General features: G+C 65.6%; 14 protein-coding genes. 7 read left to right on the forward strand and 7 right to left on the reverse strand.

What is annotated here, in order from left to right; genetic code table 11:
- From P8R59_RS05700 to P8R59_RS05720, 5 genes are all read right to left on the reverse strand, one after another.
- Window positions 1-837, reverse strand: coding sequence for an SDR family NAD(P)-dependent oxidoreductase (locus P8R59_RS05700; protein ID WP_278103132.1), 837 nt, complete (start codon window positions 835-837; stop codon window positions 1-3).
- Window positions 837-1,505 carry a bifunctional 4-hydroxy-2-oxoglutarate aldolase/2-dehydro-3-deoxy-phosphogluconate aldolase gene (gene eda, locus P8R59_RS05705; RefSeq protein ID WP_278103133.1) on the reverse strand — a complete coding sequence of 223 codons (669 nt, stop codon included), beginning with the start codon at window positions 1,503-1,505 and terminating at the stop codon, window positions 837-839. The genes P8R59_RS05700 and eda overlap by 1 nt, the downstream gene beginning before the upstream one ends.
- Window positions 1,502-2,296, reverse strand: a complete 795-nt coding sequence (locus tag P8R59_RS05710) for an ATP-binding cassette domain-containing protein (protein WP_278103134.1) — start codon at window positions 2,294-2,296, stop codon at window positions 1,502-1,504. The genes eda and P8R59_RS05710 overlap by 4 nt, the downstream gene beginning before the upstream one ends.
- 2 nt (window positions 2,297-2,298) lie before the next feature.
- Entirely contained in the window at window positions 2,299-3,375 is a 1,077-nt protein-coding gene (locus tag P8R59_RS05715) for an ABC transporter permease (RefSeq protein WP_278103135.1), read from the reverse strand.
- An 86-nt stretch (window positions 3,376-3,461) separates the two neighbouring features.
- Window positions 3,462-4,499: a substrate-binding domain-containing protein gene (locus P8R59_RS05720; protein WP_278103136.1), complete on the reverse strand. Its 1,038-nt coding sequence runs from the start codon at window positions 4,497-4,499 to the stop codon at window positions 3,462-3,464.
- Window positions 4,500-4,610: 111 nt separating this feature from the next.
- On the opposite strand from P8R59_RS05720, the gene P8R59_RS05725 reads away from it, so the two are divergent.
- Both P8R59_RS05725 and P8R59_RS05730 read left to right on the forward strand, forming a co-directional pair.
- Entirely contained in the window at window positions 4,611-5,462 is an 852-nt protein-coding gene (locus P8R59_RS05725) for an MBL fold metallo-hydrolase (protein ID WP_278103137.1), read from the forward strand.
- The gene (locus P8R59_RS05730; protein WP_278103138.1) at window positions 5,459-6,370 is read left to right on the forward strand and encodes a shikimate dehydrogenase family protein; all 912 of its coding nucleotides are present in this window, start codon (window positions 5,459-5,461) and stop codon (window positions 6,368-6,370) included. Before P8R59_RS05725 ends, P8R59_RS05730 begins: the two co-directional genes overlap by 4 nt.
- A gap of 71 nt (window positions 6,371-6,441) precedes the next feature.
- Here P8R59_RS05730 and P8R59_RS05735 read toward each other — a convergent pair whose 3' ends face one another.
- Window positions 6,442-7,818 (reverse strand): FAD-binding oxidoreductase, encoded by a 1,377-nt coding sequence (locus P8R59_RS05735; RefSeq protein WP_278103139.1) that lies wholly within the window; start codon window positions 7,816-7,818, stop codon window positions 6,442-6,444.
- 142 nt (window positions 7,819-7,960) lie between these two features.
- Between P8R59_RS05735 and P8R59_RS05740 the strand changes: the two genes are divergently transcribed.
- Complete coding sequence (locus P8R59_RS05740) at window positions 7,961-9,088, forward strand: helix-turn-helix transcriptional regulator (RefSeq protein WP_278103140.1); 1,128 nt, start codon at window positions 7,961-7,963, stop codon at window positions 9,086-9,088.
- A gap of 6 nt (window positions 9,089-9,094) precedes the next feature.
- On the opposite strand, the gene P8R59_RS05745 is transcribed toward P8R59_RS05740, so the two are convergent.
- Window positions 9,095-9,673 (reverse strand): dihydrofolate reductase family protein, encoded by a 579-nt coding sequence (locus tag P8R59_RS05745; RefSeq protein WP_278103141.1) that lies wholly within the window; start codon window positions 9,671-9,673, stop codon window positions 9,095-9,097.
- A gap of 189 nt (window positions 9,674-9,862) precedes the next feature.
- Between P8R59_RS05745 and P8R59_RS05750 the strand changes: the two genes are divergently transcribed.
- From P8R59_RS05750 to P8R59_RS05765, 4 genes are all read left to right on the forward strand, one after another.
- A complete protein-coding gene (locus P8R59_RS05750) occupies window positions 9,863-10,933 on the forward strand; it encodes a restriction endonuclease (protein ID WP_278103142.1) in 1,071 nt (356 codons plus the stop codon).
- Window positions 10,934-11,045: 112 nt separating this feature from the next.
- Window positions 11,046-12,614 (forward strand): type I restriction-modification system subunit M, encoded by a 1,569-nt coding sequence (locus tag P8R59_RS05755; RefSeq protein WP_278103143.1) that lies wholly within the window; start codon window positions 11,046-11,048, stop codon window positions 12,612-12,614.
- Complete coding sequence (locus tag P8R59_RS05760) at window positions 12,611-13,831, forward strand: restriction endonuclease subunit S (RefSeq protein WP_278103144.1); 1,221 nt, start codon at window positions 12,611-12,613, stop codon at window positions 13,829-13,831. The genes P8R59_RS05755 and P8R59_RS05760 overlap by 4 nt, the downstream gene beginning before the upstream one ends.
- Complete coding sequence (locus tag P8R59_RS05765) at window positions 13,828-16,875, forward strand: type I restriction endonuclease subunit R (RefSeq protein WP_278103145.1); 3,048 nt, start codon at window positions 13,828-13,830, stop codon at window positions 16,873-16,875. The genes P8R59_RS05760 and P8R59_RS05765 overlap by 4 nt, the downstream gene beginning before the upstream one ends.
- The last annotated feature ends 66 nt before the right edge of the window (window positions 16,876-16,941 follow it).

A 16,941-nucleotide genomic window follows, 5' to 3' on the forward strand; every position in this document is an offset into this window, starting at 1 on the left:
TCAGACCTCCATGCCGTAGCGGTGGGCCTTGTGCGTCGGGTAGAGCGAGAACGTCGGGATCGTCACGTCGGGGGTGCGGGTGGCGATGTAGAGCGAGGCTTCGGCGACGTTCGACACGTCGATGCAGCTCGCTGCGATGCCGTGCTCGATCTCGTGAGGGTCGAGCCACCCGTCGGTGTAGGCGGGCAGATCGCCGTCGTAGAGGCCCTGGTCGATGATCTCGGTCATGGGCGTGCGCACGTGCGACGGGTTGAGCACCGTGACCCCGATGTTCTTGCCGACGCCCTCGAGCAGGATGTTCTTGCTGAACCCGAGCATCCCGTGCTTGGAGGCGCGGTAGGGGCTGTGGCCGGGACCGGAGGCCACGCGCGTCGACGACGATCCCATGTTGATGATGCGTCCGCCGGATTCCTGCTTCTCCATGAAGAGGAACGCTTCCCGGCAGCAGAGGAAGACGCCGGTGAGGTTGGGACCGATGGTCTTGTTCCACTCCTCGAGCGTCACCTCGGTGACCGGCGGAGAGAGCGAGTCGCGCCCGGCGCTGTTGACGAGGAGGTCGAGGCGACCCCACCGCTCGACGGTGTCGGCGAAGAACGCCCGCACGGCCTCCTCGTCGACGACGTCGGCGACGACGCCCACGACGTCTCCGCCGCGTTCGCGGATGTCGTCGACGACCTCGGCGAGCCGCGCCGCGTCGATGTCGACCATGGTCACCCGCGCGCCGTTGGCGGCGTATTCGCGGCCGACGGCTTCGCCGATGCCGGAGGCGGCGCCGGTGACGATCGCCACCTTGCCTTCGAGAGCGGTACCGGGTTGGGGGAGGTAGTCGGGAACCATCAGATGTCCTTTCGAGTGAAGATGTGGGGTGCCGCGGCCTGCACGGCGGCGACCGCGCGGCGGGAGATCTCGTCGTATGCGCCCTCGTCGAGGAGTGAGCGCGGGGCGATCCAGGTGCCGCCGCAGGCGGCGACGTTCGACCGGCTCCGGTAGGCCGCGAGCGTGTCGGGCCGGATCCCGCCGGTGGGCATGAAGCGGACGTTCGCGTAGGGGCCGGCGAACGCGTCGAGGAGGGCGAGACCACCGGATGCCTCGGCGGGGAAGAGCTTGAAGAAGTCGAGCCCGAGCGCGAGTCCTTGTTCGATCTCACTGGCGGTGGCGACCCCCGGGGCGAAGGGGAGTCCCCGGTCGAGGGCGGCGCCCACGACCCCGGCTCGCAGACCCGGGGCGACCCCGAAGGCCGCGCCGGCGTCCACCGCCGCGCCGACCGACTCCGGAGTGAGGAGGGTCCCCGCCCCGACCAGGATCTCCGGCACGCGGGCGGTGATCGCCGCGATCGCCGCGGCCGCGGCATCCGTTCGGAACGTGACCTCGACCACCGGAAGACCGGCCTCGACCAGAACCTCGGCCAGACGGACGCCCTCGTCGGGGGCCTCGAGCGCGACGACGGGGACGACTCCGCGACGTGCGAGACGGTCGGCGAGATCGCCTTCGACGACGACGCTCACGATGCGATCCCGAGGTCGGCGGGGGTCTTCGCCCCGACCATCAGCGCGACCGCGTCGGCCATGTCGATCTGAGACGTCTCGACCAGCGCGATCCGCTTCCCGAGGCGCTGGATGTGGATCCGATCCGCCACCTCGAAGATCTGCGGCATGTTGTGGCTGATGAGGACCACGGGGATGCCGCGGGCGTTGATGTCTTTGATGAGCTTCACGACGCGGCCCGATTCCTTCACACCGAGGGCTGCGGTGGGTTCGTCGAGGATCACGACCTTCGAGCCGAATGCGGCCGCGCGGGCGACGGCGACGCCCTGTCGCTGACCGCCGGAGAGCGTCTCGACGGACTGGGCGATGTTCTGCAGCGTCTGCAGGCCGAGCTGGGACATGACCTCGAGGGCTTCTTCGCGCATCCTCTTCCGGTCGAGCATGCGGAACACCGAACCCGCGATGCCGGGGCGACGGAGTTCGCGGCCGAGGAAGATGTTGCTGGCGATGTCGAGGGCCGGTGAGACGGCGAGGCTCTGGAACACCGTCTCGATGCCGCGGCGCCGCGCTTCGACGGGCGACTTCAGGCTCGCCGGCTCGCCGCTGATGAGGAGTTCGCCCTCGTCGGGTTGCACGGCCCCGGAGAGGCACTGGATGAGCGACGACTTCCCGGCACCGTTGTCGCCGATGACGGCGAGCACTTCGCCCTCGCGGATCTCGAAGTCGGTCTCGTCGAGCGCGACGACGTGTCCGTAGCGCTTGATCAGTCCGCGGGCCTCCATGACGAGGCCGGTCTTCTGCGTGGTGTCCATGGTCAGCGTCCGATCTTCCGGAGGCGCTGGTCGACGGCGACCGCGCCGATGATGAGCACGCCGATCGTGAACTCCTGCCAGAGGCTGTCGAAGCCGGCGAGCGAGAGGCCGGAGGAGAACACGCCGACGATGAGGGCGCCGAGGAGGGTGCCCATGATGCGACCTCGGCCGCCGAACAGCGAGGTTCCGCCGATGACCACCGCGGTGATCGAGGCCAGGTTGTAGCTGGTGCCGGCGGTCGGCGAGATCGAGCCGATGCGGCCGATGAGGAGCCACGCGGTGATGCCGATGATGAGGCCGGCGACGATGTAGACGCTCATGATCACGCGGTTGACCCGGATGCCGGTGAGCCGGGCGGCTTCGATGTTGTCGCCGACGGCGTAGATGTGGGTTCCCCAGGCGGTGTTGCGCAGGATGTAAGCGAACACGAGGAACATCAGCAGTGTCAGGACCTGACCGTAGGTGAATGTCGCTCCGGCGATCTGGAAGCCGGTGCCGAGCCAGTTGAAGAGGGCCGGGACTTCGGCGTAGGGCACGCTCTCGCCCGCCGAGAGGAAGATGTTGAGCGCGTAGAAGATGCTCAGCGTGCCCAGCGTCGCGATGAACGGCGGGATGTTGAGTTTGGTGACGACGAGGCCGTTGACGGCCCCGCACAGCACACCCACGATCACTCCCAGCACGAGGGAGAGTTCGACGGGCAGGCCGAGGTTCACGGCGAACTTGCCCATCGCGACCTGGGCCAGCAGCATGACCGCGGCGACCGAGAGGTCGATGCCCGCCGTGAGGATGATCAGCGTCTGCGCGATGCCGAGCATCGCGATGACCTGCACCTGCTGGAGGATCAGCGAGTAGTTCTGCAGTGTTCCGAAGTTGGGCGAGACGATCGAGAAGACGATCGTCGCGATGATGAGCACGGCGAGCGGGCCGATGAGCGGACGCGTGAGCATCTTCCGCTCGACCCATTGGATCGGACTGAGCGCGCGTCCCTCGATCTCGACGAGACCGGTTCGGGGCGGGTTCGCCGCCGGGCTGACCCGGGCTGCGACGGGGTCGGCCACTTCGGGCGTCTGGTCGGACATGGTGTTCTCCTCAAGGCGTGGTGGGGCCGAGGTCGGGTCGCGCGTGTGGCGACCCGACCCCTGCGTCCGGTCGGGCCTGCGGGGGCTCAGCCCCAGCAGTTCTCCAGTCCGTATGCGGTGTCCTTCGAGTCGACGCCCGCCTGGGGCAGGTCGGTGACGAGGGTCACGCCGGTGTTGGTGAAGTCGAGTCCCGGGCTGTTGGCGGGCTTGGTGCCGTCGTTGAGATACGTCTTCACGGCCTGCAGGGCCTGGCTGGCCATCTCCAGGGGGAACTGCATGGAGGTCGCGGCGATGACTCCGTCCTTGACGTTCTTGACGCCCGGGCATCCGCCGTCGACGGACACGATGGTGACCTTGTCCTTCAGCCCCGCGGCCACGACGGCCTGGTAGGCACCGGCGGCGGTGGGTTCGTTGATCGTGTAGACGAGGTTGATCGTCGGGTCCTTCTGGAGGAGCTTCTCCATGCCGGCGCGGCCGCCGGCCTCGTTGGCATCCGTCACCTCGTAGCCGGCCAGGCGCGGGTCGGTCTCGTCCCACATGCGGGTGGGGTCGGCGAGGTCGATGCCGAAGCCCTCGAGGAACCCCTGGTTGCGCGCGACGTCGACGGGAATCTGGTCGGTGCTCAGGTCGAGGGTCGCGATGCGCGCCTCCCGCCCGGCGAACGCCGCCTTCGCCCACTCGCCGACGAGTTCGCCGGCCAGCTTGTTGTCGGTGGCGAAGGTGCCGTCGATGCCGGATCCCGCGCCGAGCGGCGAGTCGAGGGCGAGCACGAGGATGCCGGCCGCCTGCGCCTTCTTGACGGCGGGGATGATGCCGTCGCCGGCCGGGGTGACGAGGATCGCCTTCGCGCCCTGGGCGGTGAAGTTCTCGATCGACTTGATCTGCGAGTCGACGTCGCTCTGGCCGTCGCCGGCGGCGACCTGGAGGTTCAGCCCCTGCTCTTCGGCAGCGGCTTTCGCCCCCTCGGTCATCTTCACGTAGAAGGGGTTGTCCTGGGTCTTGACGACAAGGCCGACGAGCGGCTCACCGGATCCGCCGGGGCTTCCGGCACAGCCGCTCAATCCCAGCACTGCCGCAGTGCCGAGCACGGTCGCGACAACGGCGGCGCGAGTGCGTGAACGCATGAGGTTCCTTTCGGGTCGACGCTGACTTCCTCAGCTGCGGTCACTGTAATAGAAAAGATTTCGCTTGTATAGTTACGCCTAGAAATTTCCTCGATCTGCAAGGGAGCAGCCATGGCCATCTCGTCGACGCCCATCGATCCGTCGTTCGCGAGCGATGCCGAGATCACCTTGTGGTGGCTCGGCCAGGCGGGTTTCGCCCTGAGATCTCGCGACAGATTGCTGATGATCGACCCGTACTTGAGCGATGTCCTCGCCGACAAGTACGCCGGAGAACATTTCCCTCACCGTCGTCTCCACGACGCTCCGGTACAGCCCGCCCAGGTCACGGGGCTCGATCTGGTGCTCTGCACGCACGGGCACACCGACCACATGGACCTCGGGACGCTCCCCCTGCTGCAGCTCGCCAGCGACCCCTTGTTCGTCGTCCCGCGGGCGGAGTCGACGCGCGCGATCGGGCGCGGCGTCCCCCTCGCCCGCCTGCTGGGGATGACGGCCGGCGAGACGTTCGGCACCGGAGCCGGCATCTCGATCACCGCCGTCCCCGCCGCGCATGAAGAACGGGCCCACGACGCGCACGGCCAGGAGGTCTTCATCGGGTACGTGATCGACGTCGACGGCTACCGCATCTACCACTCGGGTGACTGCGCTCCCTACGACGGCATCGAAGAGATCCTGAGGGAGCTCGACATCGACCTCGCACTGCTCCCTGTCAACGGGCGTGATCCCGACCGCAACGGCAACGGCGTGCCGGGCAACTTCCGCCTCGACGAGGCGGTGGCCCTGTGCCGTTCGGCCGGCATTCCGCGCCTGATCGTCCACCATTGGGGTCTGTTCGCCTTCAACTCCGCCGATCCCGACGACCTGGCCCGCGACCTCGCCGCCGTCGACGACATCCAGTGGACGATCCCCCGGTTGGGCGAGCCGATCGAGATCGAGCGGATGGATGCCGAGGTGTCGGCGTGACCGCGATCTTCACCTTCGTCGGGGTTTCGACGCAGCAGTCCGCCATCCGGCGCATCTACCCGCGATGGATGACCGAGCTCGGCGTCGACGCCCGACTGGTCGGGGTGGATCTGCCGCTCGACGCCCCGCGTGAGCAGTACCGCCGGGTCGTCGAGCGCATCGCCGACGACCCCGACCGCATCGGGGGCCTGGTCACGACGCACAAGTTGAACATCCTGGCCGCCTCCGCCGATCTCTTCGACGAGCTCGACGCGTCGGCAGCGCTCCTGCACGAGGTGAGCTGCATTGCGAAGCGCGGCGGCCGTCTGGTCGGCGCGGCGCTCGACGACCGCACCAGCATGCTGGCCCTCGACCGCCTCCGCCCGCCGACCGAGTGGCGGGGCGCCCAGCTCGTGCTGCTCGGAGCGGGAGGCGCCTCCACCGCGACCACCCTCGGCCTGCACGCCGCCCAGCGCGCGGGTCGCGGGGTTCCGTCGCACGTGCACGTCACGGCGCGCTCCCGCGACCGGCTCGACGAGATGGCGGCTCTGCACGAGACGATCGGATTCGGCATCCCGACGACGTTCTCGGTCACGACCAGCGTCGATCAGGCGGCGGCGGTCGTCGCCGGCAGCGGCGAGCGCTCCGTGGTCGTGAACGCGACGGGGATGGGCAAGGACCGCCCCGGCTCGCCGCTCCCCGACGACGTGAGGTTCCCGCCGGGCTCGCTCGCGTGGGACATGAACTACCGCGGCGAGCGCCGCTTCCTCGCGCAGGCCGCAGCCGCGGGTGCCGGGGTCGTCGACGGCTGGGACTACTTCGTGTACTCGTGGACGAAGGTCGTGTCAGAGGTGCACGGGATCGGCATCCCGCCGACGGGCCCGCTCTTCGACCGGCTTTCCGAGATCGCCCGGGAGGAACAGGGCTGAGGTCACGTCGCGCGAACGCCGACGGGGGCACGATCCGGACGGTTTGACCCGAACCGCACCCCCGCCCGCCGTCACGCCACCGGGTTCCCCGCGGCGAACACGTCCTGCGGATCCCAGTGCTCCTTCAGGGCGCGCAACCGCTCGAGAGCCGCGCCGAAGCCTGCCTCCCGATCCACTCCCCCGTCGAGGAAGGTGAGCGCGAGAGCGTCACCGGTCCACGGCTCGAACGCGTCGACGAACGCGGTCACGGCCCCGCGCGCGGGCACCGCCGCCTCGGGGACGGGTACCACCGCGATCCCGTGCACGATGTACTCCCCCGCGAAGGCCGACACCGCCCCACCACCCGGGACGGGACGCGCGATCGCGCCGCCGACGTGCCGCAGCTCGGCGACGAACAACCCCGGATCGGTGGATGCCGCGACGAAGGCCGCGACGGCTTCGGCGGGCAGCGCGTCGAGGACCCGGTGGCGGGTCGCCGCGGGCGTCGGCTGCGGCGGATCCATGTGCACGTGCACGAGCCCGGCCACGGGGATGCGAGCGAACGTGTCGACCTCGGGGCCGAGATCGCGCAGGGGCCGCAGCAGTTCTTCGGCCCGCGCGTCCGACTCCAGCACGGCTCCATCGATCACCACGATCGAGCGCCCCGAGAGGAACGGCGGCAACTCGGGCAGCGGTGGCAGGTGCAGCACCCGCAGCGACGAGGTGACGGATTCGGGCACGGATGCCGTCCACTCCGCCCACGCCTGGCTCACGGCCGCGGTGTGCTCGGCATCCCACAGCAGCATTCCGGCGAACACGTCGGCGTAGGGCAGCAGCTCGATCTCGAGCGAGACGACGATGCCGAAGGCACCGGAGCCGCCGCGGACCGCCCAGAACAGGTCGGCGTTCTGGTGCGCGCTCGCGCGGACCAGCGCGCCGTCGGCGGTCACGATCTGCACGGATCGCACCGCGTTGACGGCGAGGCCGTGCGCGCGGGAGTAGAACGAGACCCCGCCGTTGAGCGAGTAGCCCGCGACCGACACATCCCCGGCGCTGCCGTGCGGAGCGGTGAGGCCGTGCGGGGCGGCCGCGGCCAGGACGTCGTTCCAGTGCGAACCGCCGAGCACGATGGCCGCCTCCGCCTCGGGGTGGACGGTCACACCGCGCAGGCGGGTGAGGCGCACGAGCACGGCATCCGAGAGGTCGGTGTCGGCGAGCGCGGCGGCGCCGTGTCCGGTCGACTGGGGCGCGACGCGCAGGCCGACGGCGGTGGCCGCGTGGACCGCCGCGACGACCTCTTCGGCGGACTCGGGGGTGACGACCGCGAACGGGCGCTGGTCGACGGCGACGTTCCACGGAGTGCGGACGACGTCGTAGTCGGGGTCGCCGGCGAGGATGACGCGGGATCCGAGCGCGTCGCGGAGTTTCGCGGCGCGTTCGTCGAGGGTGGCTTCGGTGGTGGATGACATGGTCTGGACCGTTCTGTTCGGGTGGGTGACGGCATGACTCTGCTCCTCCGCGGAACACACGTCCATCCCAGACGAGAGGGGATTTCCGGCCCCCCAGATTCCTGGGATGGTGGCGACGCGCCGAGCGGAGCACACTGTTCGCATGGTCACCGCCCTGGCCGCCGGACGCGCGCGCAGCGACATCGATGTGCTGTCGCGCGCCGGTCTGCCGCTGCCCGAGTTCATGGCGGAGTCGGCGAGCGCTCTCCTGGCCGTGGTGCCGTACATCGCCGGGTGTTTCTCGAGCACCGATCCGGCGACGTCGATGATCGCGAGCACCCTGAAACTCGGCGATCTCGATGGCAAGAACTTCGCCGATGTCGCCTGGGCGCGCATCGAGTACGGCGGACAGCCCGACCCGACGCGGTACGACGCGATCGCCTCGGCGGGGCAGGTGGCCGTCGGCATCCACGAGGCCACCGACGGGCAGGTCGAGCGTCTCGAGCGCATGGCCGACCTGGTGCTGCCCCGGTTCGGGTACGTCGATGAGGCGCGCGTGGTGTTCGCGGATCGCGCCGGGGTGTGGGGGTCGCTGTCGGTGCTCCGCGGCTCCGACGACGCGGTGTTCACCGCGCAGGAGCTCGCGTTCCTGGTCAGCGTCGCGCCGGCGCTGACGCGGGGGATCCGCACCGGACTCCTCACCCAGCTGGCCCACCGCCCGGCCGTGCCCGCGTCGGGTCCGGCGGTTATCATCATCGACGCGTCTGATCGGGTCGTGCAGTCGAGCCCCGGTGCGCAGGAGCGCCTCGCGCAGCTGGCCGTGCCCGGCGCTGACCCCCTCACCTACATCCAGGCGCTCGTCAGCGGTGCACGCCGGTTCGCCGCCGGAGACCTCCCTCGGATGCCGCGGATCCGCACGCGCACAGCCGACGGCGTGTGGCTGGTGCTGCACGCCGCGCCGCTCGGCGGTCTCGGCGACCGCGCCGGCGACGTCGTGGTCACGATCGAAGAGGCGCGGCCGCAGGAGGTCATCGACATCGTCGCCGCGGCGTTCGCGCTGACCCTCCGCGAGCGCGAGGTGGTCGGTGCCGTCCTGCGCGGCGCCGACACCAAAGAGATCGCCGCGTCGATGCACGTCTCGCCGTACACCGTGCAGGACCACCTCAAGTCGATCTTCGAGAAGGCCAGCGTCACCAGCCGCCGCGAGCTGGTCGCGCGGGTGTACTTCGACCAGTACCTTCCGCGGGCCGGATCGGACCTCGGCGCCGACGGGTGGTTCGCGGGGGTGTGATCCGGCTCAGCGCGGATCTCCCCCCGCGGCAGGCGCCGGCCGGTACCGCTGCACCGTGACACCCGACCCGAACTCCCGCCGCTCGATCAGCTCGAGCGTCAGCTCCACACCGTCGAGGAGCCGCGGCCCGCGACCGGCGATCACCGGATGCACGACAAACGTGTACTCGTCGATGAGCCCCGCCGCGGCGAGCGCCACTGGCAGCCGCACCCCGCCGAGCGAGATCCCCCGCCCCGGCTGCTCCTTGAGCCGCCGCACCCCGTCGACGAGATCGCCGCTGAGGAGTTCGGCGTTCCAGTCCACGGCGTCGAGGGCGGTGGATGCCACGACCTTCCGCATCGGATCCATCACCTCCGCGAACGCGACCTCGCTGTCATCCATCCAGTCGGGCCACCGTCCGGACGCGGGTCGCCGCCACGCGCCCTCCATCAGCTCGTACGTGACGCGACCGTAGAGGAGCGTGTCGGAGCGGCGCAGCTCGTCGGTCCAGACCGCCATCGACTCTTCGTCGGGCGGGAGGCCGGCCTCATGGTGGACGCACCCGTCGAGGGAGACGTTGATGCCATAGCGGAGGGGTTGGGGCATGCCGCTCTCCTTCGACCGGGGCGGGGGGTGGGATGGGGTCAGGCTACTTGCGCTCGCGTCAGGTGGAAACCCAGCCATCTCGCCAGAGACGAATTCCGGGATGCGGGAGGTCAGCCATCGAGTTCGCGGAAACGTAGACGCAACTTGCCGGCACGGACGAGAGGTGCGGTCGAAAGATAGGCTCGAGCAATGGGGACGACGGAGCCGAGGGCCTGGCTTGTTCGAGGATCGAAGAACTACGCATTCGACAGCTGGATGCTCGAGAACGGCTACACCGCAGTCGACTTCAGCGAGGTTGGCGATCTGTCTGTAGCGACGGACCTGCCCGCCATGCGAGCCCTGCTCTCCCCGACGATGCCCGACAAGAACGAGAAAGCTGTCGGCAACTACGCGGCACAGCTCAACGCCTTCGCGAATCGCATGTCGGTCGGCGACATCGTCGTTCTTCCGCTCAAGAATGTCGGTCGTCTCGCATTCGGCGTGGTGACTGGGCCCTATCGATACCTAACCGGGACAGGTGTCCTGAACCATGTCCGGCCCGTCGACTGGAAACGTCCCGACGTGGCCCGATCAGCCATCAATCAGGATTTGCTCTACTCCCTGGGCGCGTTCAGCACGGTCGTGCAGATCAGTCGAAACGACGCCGCGTACCGACTCGGAAGGGTGCTCCAGGGGGCTGAAACTGACCCTGGCGCGCGAGCGGGCGTCCCCCTGGTGTCGTCGAAGACGGACCACGACGTCGTCGATACGGACGAAGCGATCGCGAGCGACGGCCAGGACATCATCCGTTACTCGCGGGACCGCATCCTCACCCTGATCAAAGAGAAGTTCGCGGGGCATGCGCTGCAGGATCTCGTGGCCGAGATTCTCCGAGCGGAAGGGATGACCTGCAAGGTTCCGCCTAAGGGGGCAGACGGCGGCATCGATATCATCGCCGGCTCGGGAGTCCTCGGTATCTCGGCCCCCACGATCATCGTGCAGGTGAAGTCGCAGACCAGCCGTGTCGGATCCGAGGTTCTCGATCAGCTCGGAGGCGTCGTCGGTCAGCATCAGGCGGACCACGGGCTTCTGGTCGCGATGGGTGGTCTTACGGGACCCGCACAGGCCAAGGTAGATGCGCAACGTCTTCGGGTTGCCGCCTGGGATGCAGAAGAGGTTATCGACCGCCTGCTGAAGCACTACGACGTCATGCCCGAGGCGATCAAGGCGATCATCCCGCTTCGTCGCTCTTGGGTGATCGACGAGAGCACGACCCGCTGAGCCCACGGCCCGCCTTAGACGCAGTTCCCGATCGCGTCGGCGGGTGAGACTACATTGAGGCCCCGACCGGGAGCGATCGCGCCCGGTCTCGCACGAGGAGAAACACGAGTCGATGACGCCCACTACGAAAGAAGCGCAGCGCGCGGAGCTCCACAAGACGATCTGGCGGATCGCGAACGATCTGCGCGGGTCCGTCGACGGATGGGACTTCAAGTCGTACGTGCTCGGCATGCTTTTCTACCGGTTCATCTCCGAGAATCTCACCGCATATATCAACGCCAGCGAACGTGACGCCGGGGACACGAGCTTCGATTACGCCCGCCTCCTCGACTCACGCGCAAATTTCGGACGTCGGGACACGGTCGATGAGAAGGGCTTTTTCATCCTTCCTTCCGAGTTGTTCCAAAACGTTCGCGCACGGGCAGCGACCGATGCGAACCTCAACGAGACGCTCGCTCGTGTGTTCAAGAACATCGAAGGCTCTGCACTCGGCACCGATGCCGAAGATGACCTGAAGGGCCTCTTCGACGACCTCGACGTGAACAGCTCGAAGCTGGGTAGCACGGTCGCGAAGCGCAACGAGAAGCTCGTCAAGCTGCTGGATGCGATCGGTGACCTGCCGCTGGGAAACTTCGAGGACAACTCGATCGACCTGTTCGGCGACGCCTACGAGTACCTAATGCAGATGTATGCCTCAAGCGCTGGGAAGTCCGGCGGCGAGTACTACACGCCCCAAGAAGTCTCCGAACTCCTCGCCCGCATCACCGTGGTCGGCAAGACCCAAGTGAACAAGGTCTACGACCCCGCCGTCGGATCCGGCTCACTACTGCTGAAGTTCGCGAAGGTGCTCGGCAAAGACAACGTGCGCCACGGCTTCTACGGCCAGGAGATCAACCTGACCACCTACAACCTCGCGCGGATCAATATGTTCCTGCACGACGTGAACTATGAGAAGTTCAACCTCGCCCACGGAGATACGCTGATCGACCCCGCCCACTGGGACGATGAACCGTTCGAAGCGATCGTCTCCAACCCGCCCTACTCGATCAAATGGGATGGCGACGCCAACCCGCTCCTGATCAACGACCCACGCTTTGCGCCAGCCGGTGTACTCGCGCCGAAGTCGAAAGCCGACCTCGCGTTCACGATGCACATCCTGTCGTGGCTGGCCGTCAACGGCACCGCCGCGATCGTCGAGTTCCCCGGCGTGCTCTACCGCGGGGGAGCAGAAGCCAAGATCCGCAAGTACCTCATTGATAACAACTACGTCGACGCTGTCATCCAACTCCCGCCGGACCTGTTCTTCGGTACCACGATCGCGACCTGCATCATCGTGCTCAAGAAGTCCAAGACCGACAATGCAGTGCTCTTCATCGACGCGTCGACCGAGTTCAAACGCGTCGGCAATAAGAACAAACTCACCGAGGCCAACCAGCAGCACGTCCTCGGCACCTTTACCACCCGAGAGAGCATTGATCATGTCGCGACGCTTGTGTCGAACGAAGGCATCGCGGCCAACGACTACAACATTGCTGTGTCCTCCTACGTCGAGCAAGAAGACATCCGCGAGACAGTCGACATCACTGAGCTTAACGCCGAGATCGCCCGCATCGTCGCCCGCCAGCAAGAACTCCGCACCTCCATCGACGAGATCGTCGCCGACCTGGAGGGCACGAAGTGAGCCGCATCGACGAACTGCTCGCGGAACTCGCGCCAAAGGGCGTCGAGTTCAAGCCTGTCGGCGAAGTAACGGCAAAAAGCTCCAACATCAAATGGGTCAACGCGGGTGACGACGATTTCCAGTACATCGATCTAAGTTCCGTGGACCGCGTGACACGCAGGATTGGTGAGACAGCATCCATCAACGCAAGCAACGCTCCAAGTCGCGCGCAACAGATTGTTCACACAGGCGATGTGATCTTCGCGACCACACGCCCCGCGCAAATGCGATGGGCAGTGATCCCGGCCGAGTATGACGGACAGATCGCCAGCACGGGCTACTGTGTGCTTCGACCAGACACCTCCGTCGTTCTCACGAACTTCTTGGCTCACGTTCTTGGTGCCGACGCGTTCCGTCAATACGTTGAGGCAAATCAGGTCGCGGGAAATTATCCCTCAATCCCCGACAATCGGGTCCGGGCTTACTTAATCCCTGTGCCGCCTCTCGAGGTGCAGCGGGAGATCGTGCGAGTATTGGATCAGTTCACTCAGCTGGAAGCGGAGCTGGAAGCGGAGCTGGAATCTCGACGCCGCCAGTACGAGCACTACCGCACAAGGGCTTTTGAGTTCTCGGCTGATATTGATATTCGCTGGTCGACGCTTGGGGAAATATCGACCCGTGTGTCTTCGGGTGCGACCCCGAAGGCCGGCGCACCTGAATACTACGACGGCGGGACGATTCCGTGGCTTCGCACCGGTGAAGTGACGTTCGGTGAGATTTGGGATACCGAGATGAAGGTCACTGATCGTGCGCTTAAGGAGACTGGCGCTTCATGGATCAAAGAGAATTGCGTCATCGTCGCAATCTCAGGGGCTACGGCCGCTCGGTCAGCGATCAATAAGATTCCGTTGACGACGAATCAGCACTGCTGCAATTTGCAGATCGATGAACTACAAGCAAACTATCGGTATGTGTTCTATTGGGTTAGCTCGAAGTATGAAGAGCTCAAGGCCCTTGGTCGTGGTGCTCGGTCAGACTTGAATGCGAAGCTGATCAAAGACTTTCCTATCCCCGTGCCTTCCCTCAATGAGCAGCGCCGCGTTGTCTCGCTCCTCGACAAGTTTGATGCGCTTGTCAACAACTTGAGCGTCGGCCTCCCCGCCGAGCTTGCTGCGCGTCGTAAGCAGTACGAGTACTACCGCGACAAGCTGCTCACCTTCGAGGAGGCTGCGGCATGACCGATTTGACTCCACGTAAATATGATCCGATCGCTGTGTCGTCGGAGAGCACGGTTGTTGCGGAGTACATCCCTGACGCGGTGGGTGCTGGTTCGTATCAGTCGGAGGCGGAGCTCGAGCGTGAGCTGATCCGGCTGCTCGAGTCGCAGGCGTATGAGTATGTGCCGATCACGTCGGAAGCGCAGCTCGTGGCAAACCTCCGTGCTCAGCTTGAAGCCCTGAACTCGGTGACGTTTTCCGATGCTGAGTGGGATCAGTTCTTTTCGGAGCGGATCGCTGGGGCGAACGACGGCATCGTTGAGAAGACGGTGCGCATGCAAGAAGATCACGTCCAGCTGCTCAAGCGTGACGACGGTTCAATCAAGAACATCCTGCTGATTGATAAGCAGAGCATCCACAACAACCGGCTTCAGGTGATCAACCAGTATGAGATCGGCCAGGGGGACGGTGGTGCGGCTCGCTCGAACCGCTATGACGTGACGGTGCTCGTCAACGGTCTGCCGATGGTTCACATCGAGTTGAAACGGCGCGGCGTCGACATCCGTGAGGCGTTCAATCAGATCGACCGCTATCAGCGCGACAGCTTCTGGGCGGGCTCTGGTCTGTTCGAGTACGTGCAGCTCTTCGTGACCAGCAACGGCACGCTCACGAAGTACTACTCCAACACCACTCGTCGACAGCACCTCAGCGAAGCGGCTGGGTCGAAGCGGGTGCGGAAGTCGTCGAACTCGTTCGAGTTCACCTCGTGGTGGGCGGACGCACAAAACAAGCCGATCCAGGATCTGTCTGCGTTTGCGAAGACGTTCTTCGCGAAGCACGCCCTGCTGAACATTCTGACGAAGTACTGCGTGCTCACCGCCGACCGGATGCTGCTGGTTATGCGGCCGTACCAGATCGTCGCGACCGAGCGGATTCTGCAGAAGATCGATATCTCCACGAACTACAAGACCCTCGGCACCGGCGCCGCGGGCGGCTACGTGTGGCACACGACCGGTTCCGGCAAGACCCTGACCTCATTCAAGGCCGCACAGCTCGCTTCGAAGCTCCCGAGCGTGGACAAGGTGCTGTTCGTCGTGGATCGTAAGGATCTCGACTACCAGACGATGCGGGAGTACGACCGTTTCGAGAAGGGCGCGGCGAACTCGAACACTTCGACCCAGGTGTTGAAGAAGCAACTCGAGGACCCGAACGCGCGGATCATCATCACAACGATCCAGAAGCTCTCAACGTTCATCCGTGCGAACAAGGGCCACGCGATTTACGACGGGCATGTCGTGATCATCTTCGACGAGTGTCACCGGTCGCAGTTCGGCGACATGCACACCGCGATCACGAAGGCCTTCAAGCGGTACAACCTTTTTGGCTTCACGGGCACCCCGATCTTCGCGGCGAACTCCGGTAGTGGCGGGAATCCGCAGCTGCAGACGACCGAGCAGGCGTTCGGTGGGAAGTTGCACACGTACACGATCGTTGATGCGATCACCGATAAGAACGTGCTGCCGTTTCGGATCGACTACGTCAACACGGTCAAGGTCGGCAATGTCGTCGACAAGCAAGTCTCGGCGATCGATACCGAGAAGGCGCTGCTCGCCCCGGAGCGGATCAGTCAGATTGTGAAGTACGCGCTGGAGCACTTCGACCAGAAGACGAAGCGTGCCGAGCATTACACGCTCGGGGAGCGCCGCGTGCGTGGTTTCAACGCGCTGTTCGCGACCGCATCTATCGAGGCTGCTCGTGCGTACTACAACCACTTCCAGATCCAGCAAGAGGGTCTTTCGTCGGATCGGCGGTTGAAGGTCGGCCTGATCTACTCCTACGGCGCGAACGACGCCGTGGAAGACGGCGGGCTCGACGAAGAGGGCTTCGACACCGGCGCGTTGAACATGGACGCGCGGTCGTTCCTGGAAGACGCGATCCAGGACTACAACGACATGTTCGGCACGTCATTCGACACCTCCGCCGACCGGTTCCAGAACTACTACAAAGACCTCTCGCTCAAGTTGAAGCAGCGCGAGATCGACCTGGTCATCGTCGTGAACATGTTCCTCACCGGCTTCGACGCGACCACGATGAACACCCTGTTCGTCGACAAGAACCTGCGCGCACACGGGCTGATCCAGGCCTACTCGCGCACGAACCGCATCCTGAACTCCGTGAAGACCTACGGCAACATCGTCAGCTTCCGTGACCTTGAAGACGAGACGAACGATGCGATCGCGCTGTTCGGCAACAAGGATGCTCGCGGTGTGGTACTTCTCAAGCCGTACGGCGAGTACTACGACGACTACGCCGAGAAGGTCACCGAACTGCTCAGCGCCTTCCCGCTCGGTCAGCCGATCATCGGCGAAGCTGCTCAGAAGGAGTTCATCCAGCTGTTCGGTGCGATCCTGCGGTTGCAGAACATCCTCGCCTCGTTCGACGAGTTCACCGGCAACGCAATCCTCACCGACCGGCAGGGTCAGGACTACCGCAGCGTCTACCTCGACCTGTATGCGGAGTTCCGCAAAGACAAGGACGCCGACAAGGAACAGATCAACGATGACGTGGTCTTCGAGATCGAGCTGATTAAGCAGGTCGAGATCAACGTCGACTACATCCTCATGCTCGTCCAGAAGTATCGGGATGAACGTGGTGACGGTGACGACAAGGAGATTCGCGCCGAGATCTCCCGCGCCGTGGACGCCAGCCCGACGTTGCGCAACAAGAGGGACCTCATCGAAGACTTCGTAGACTCGCTCTCCGTGGATGGTGAGATAGACCAGGAATGGCGGGCATACATCGCAGCCAAGCGCGAGGCCGAACTCGAGACGATCATCACCGACGAGAAGCTGCGACCCGATGAGACTCGCGTCTTCATCGAGACCGCCTTTCGCGACGGCCAGATCCGTACGAGCGGCACCGCGATCACCAAGGTGCTGCCGCCGGTATCGCGGTTCTCTGCTGACGGCGGCCACGGTGAGAAGAAACAGCGCGTTATCCAGAAGCTCGGAGCGTTCTTCGAGCGATTCTTCGGGTTGTCCGCGGGGAACTCGCCGACGACATAGGCCGGGCTATGCGACGCGGCATCCATTCACCACACACCGCCTCCTCACCCCAGCAACACCGGCGCA

The organism is Microbacterium proteolyticum (genome assembly GCF_029639405.1).
GTDB lineage: Bacteria > Actinomycetota > Actinomycetes > Actinomycetales > Microbacteriaceae > Microbacterium.

Excerpts from the sequence above, each read along its gene's own strand:
- P8R59_RS05700 (WP_278103132.1), bottom strand. The coding sequence starts at position 837 with ATGGTTCCCGACTACCTCCCCCAACCCGGTACCGCTCTCGAAGGCAAG.
- P8R59_RS05710 (WP_278103134.1), bottom strand. The coding sequence starts at position 2,296 with ATGGACACCACGCAGAAGACCGGCCTCGTCATGGAGGCCCGCGGACTG.
- P8R59_RS05715 (WP_278103135.1), bottom strand. The coding sequence starts at position 3,375 with ATGTCCGACCAGACGCCCGAAGTGGCCGACCCCGTCGCAGCCCGGGTC.
- P8R59_RS05720 (WP_278103136.1), bottom strand. The coding sequence starts at position 4,499 with ATGCGTTCACGCACTCGCGCCGCCGTTGTCGCGACCGTGCTCGGCACT.
- P8R59_RS05725 (WP_278103137.1), top strand. The coding sequence starts at position 4,611 with ATGGCCATCTCGTCGACGCCCATCGATCCGTCGTTCGCGAGCGATGCC.
- P8R59_RS05735 (WP_278103139.1), bottom strand. The coding sequence starts at position 7,818 with ATGTCATCCACCACCGAAGCCACCCTCGACGAACGCGCCGCGAAACTC.
- P8R59_RS05740 (WP_278103140.1), top strand. The coding sequence starts at position 7,961 with ATGGTCACCGCCCTGGCCGCCGGACGCGCGCGCAGCGACATCGATGTG.
- P8R59_RS05745 (WP_278103141.1), bottom strand. The coding sequence starts at position 9,673 with ATGCCCCAACCCCTCCGCTATGGCATCAACGTCTCCCTCGACGGGTGC.
- P8R59_RS05750 (WP_278103142.1), top strand. The coding sequence starts at position 9,863 with ATGGGGACGACGGAGCCGAGGGCCTGGCTTGTTCGAGGATCGAAGAAC.
- P8R59_RS05755 (WP_278103143.1), top strand. The coding sequence starts at position 11,046 with ATGACGCCCACTACGAAAGAAGCGCAGCGCGCGGAGCTCCACAAGACG.
- P8R59_RS05765 (WP_278103145.1), top strand. The coding sequence starts at position 13,828 with ATGACCGATTTGACTCCACGTAAATATGATCCGATCGCTGTGTCGTCG.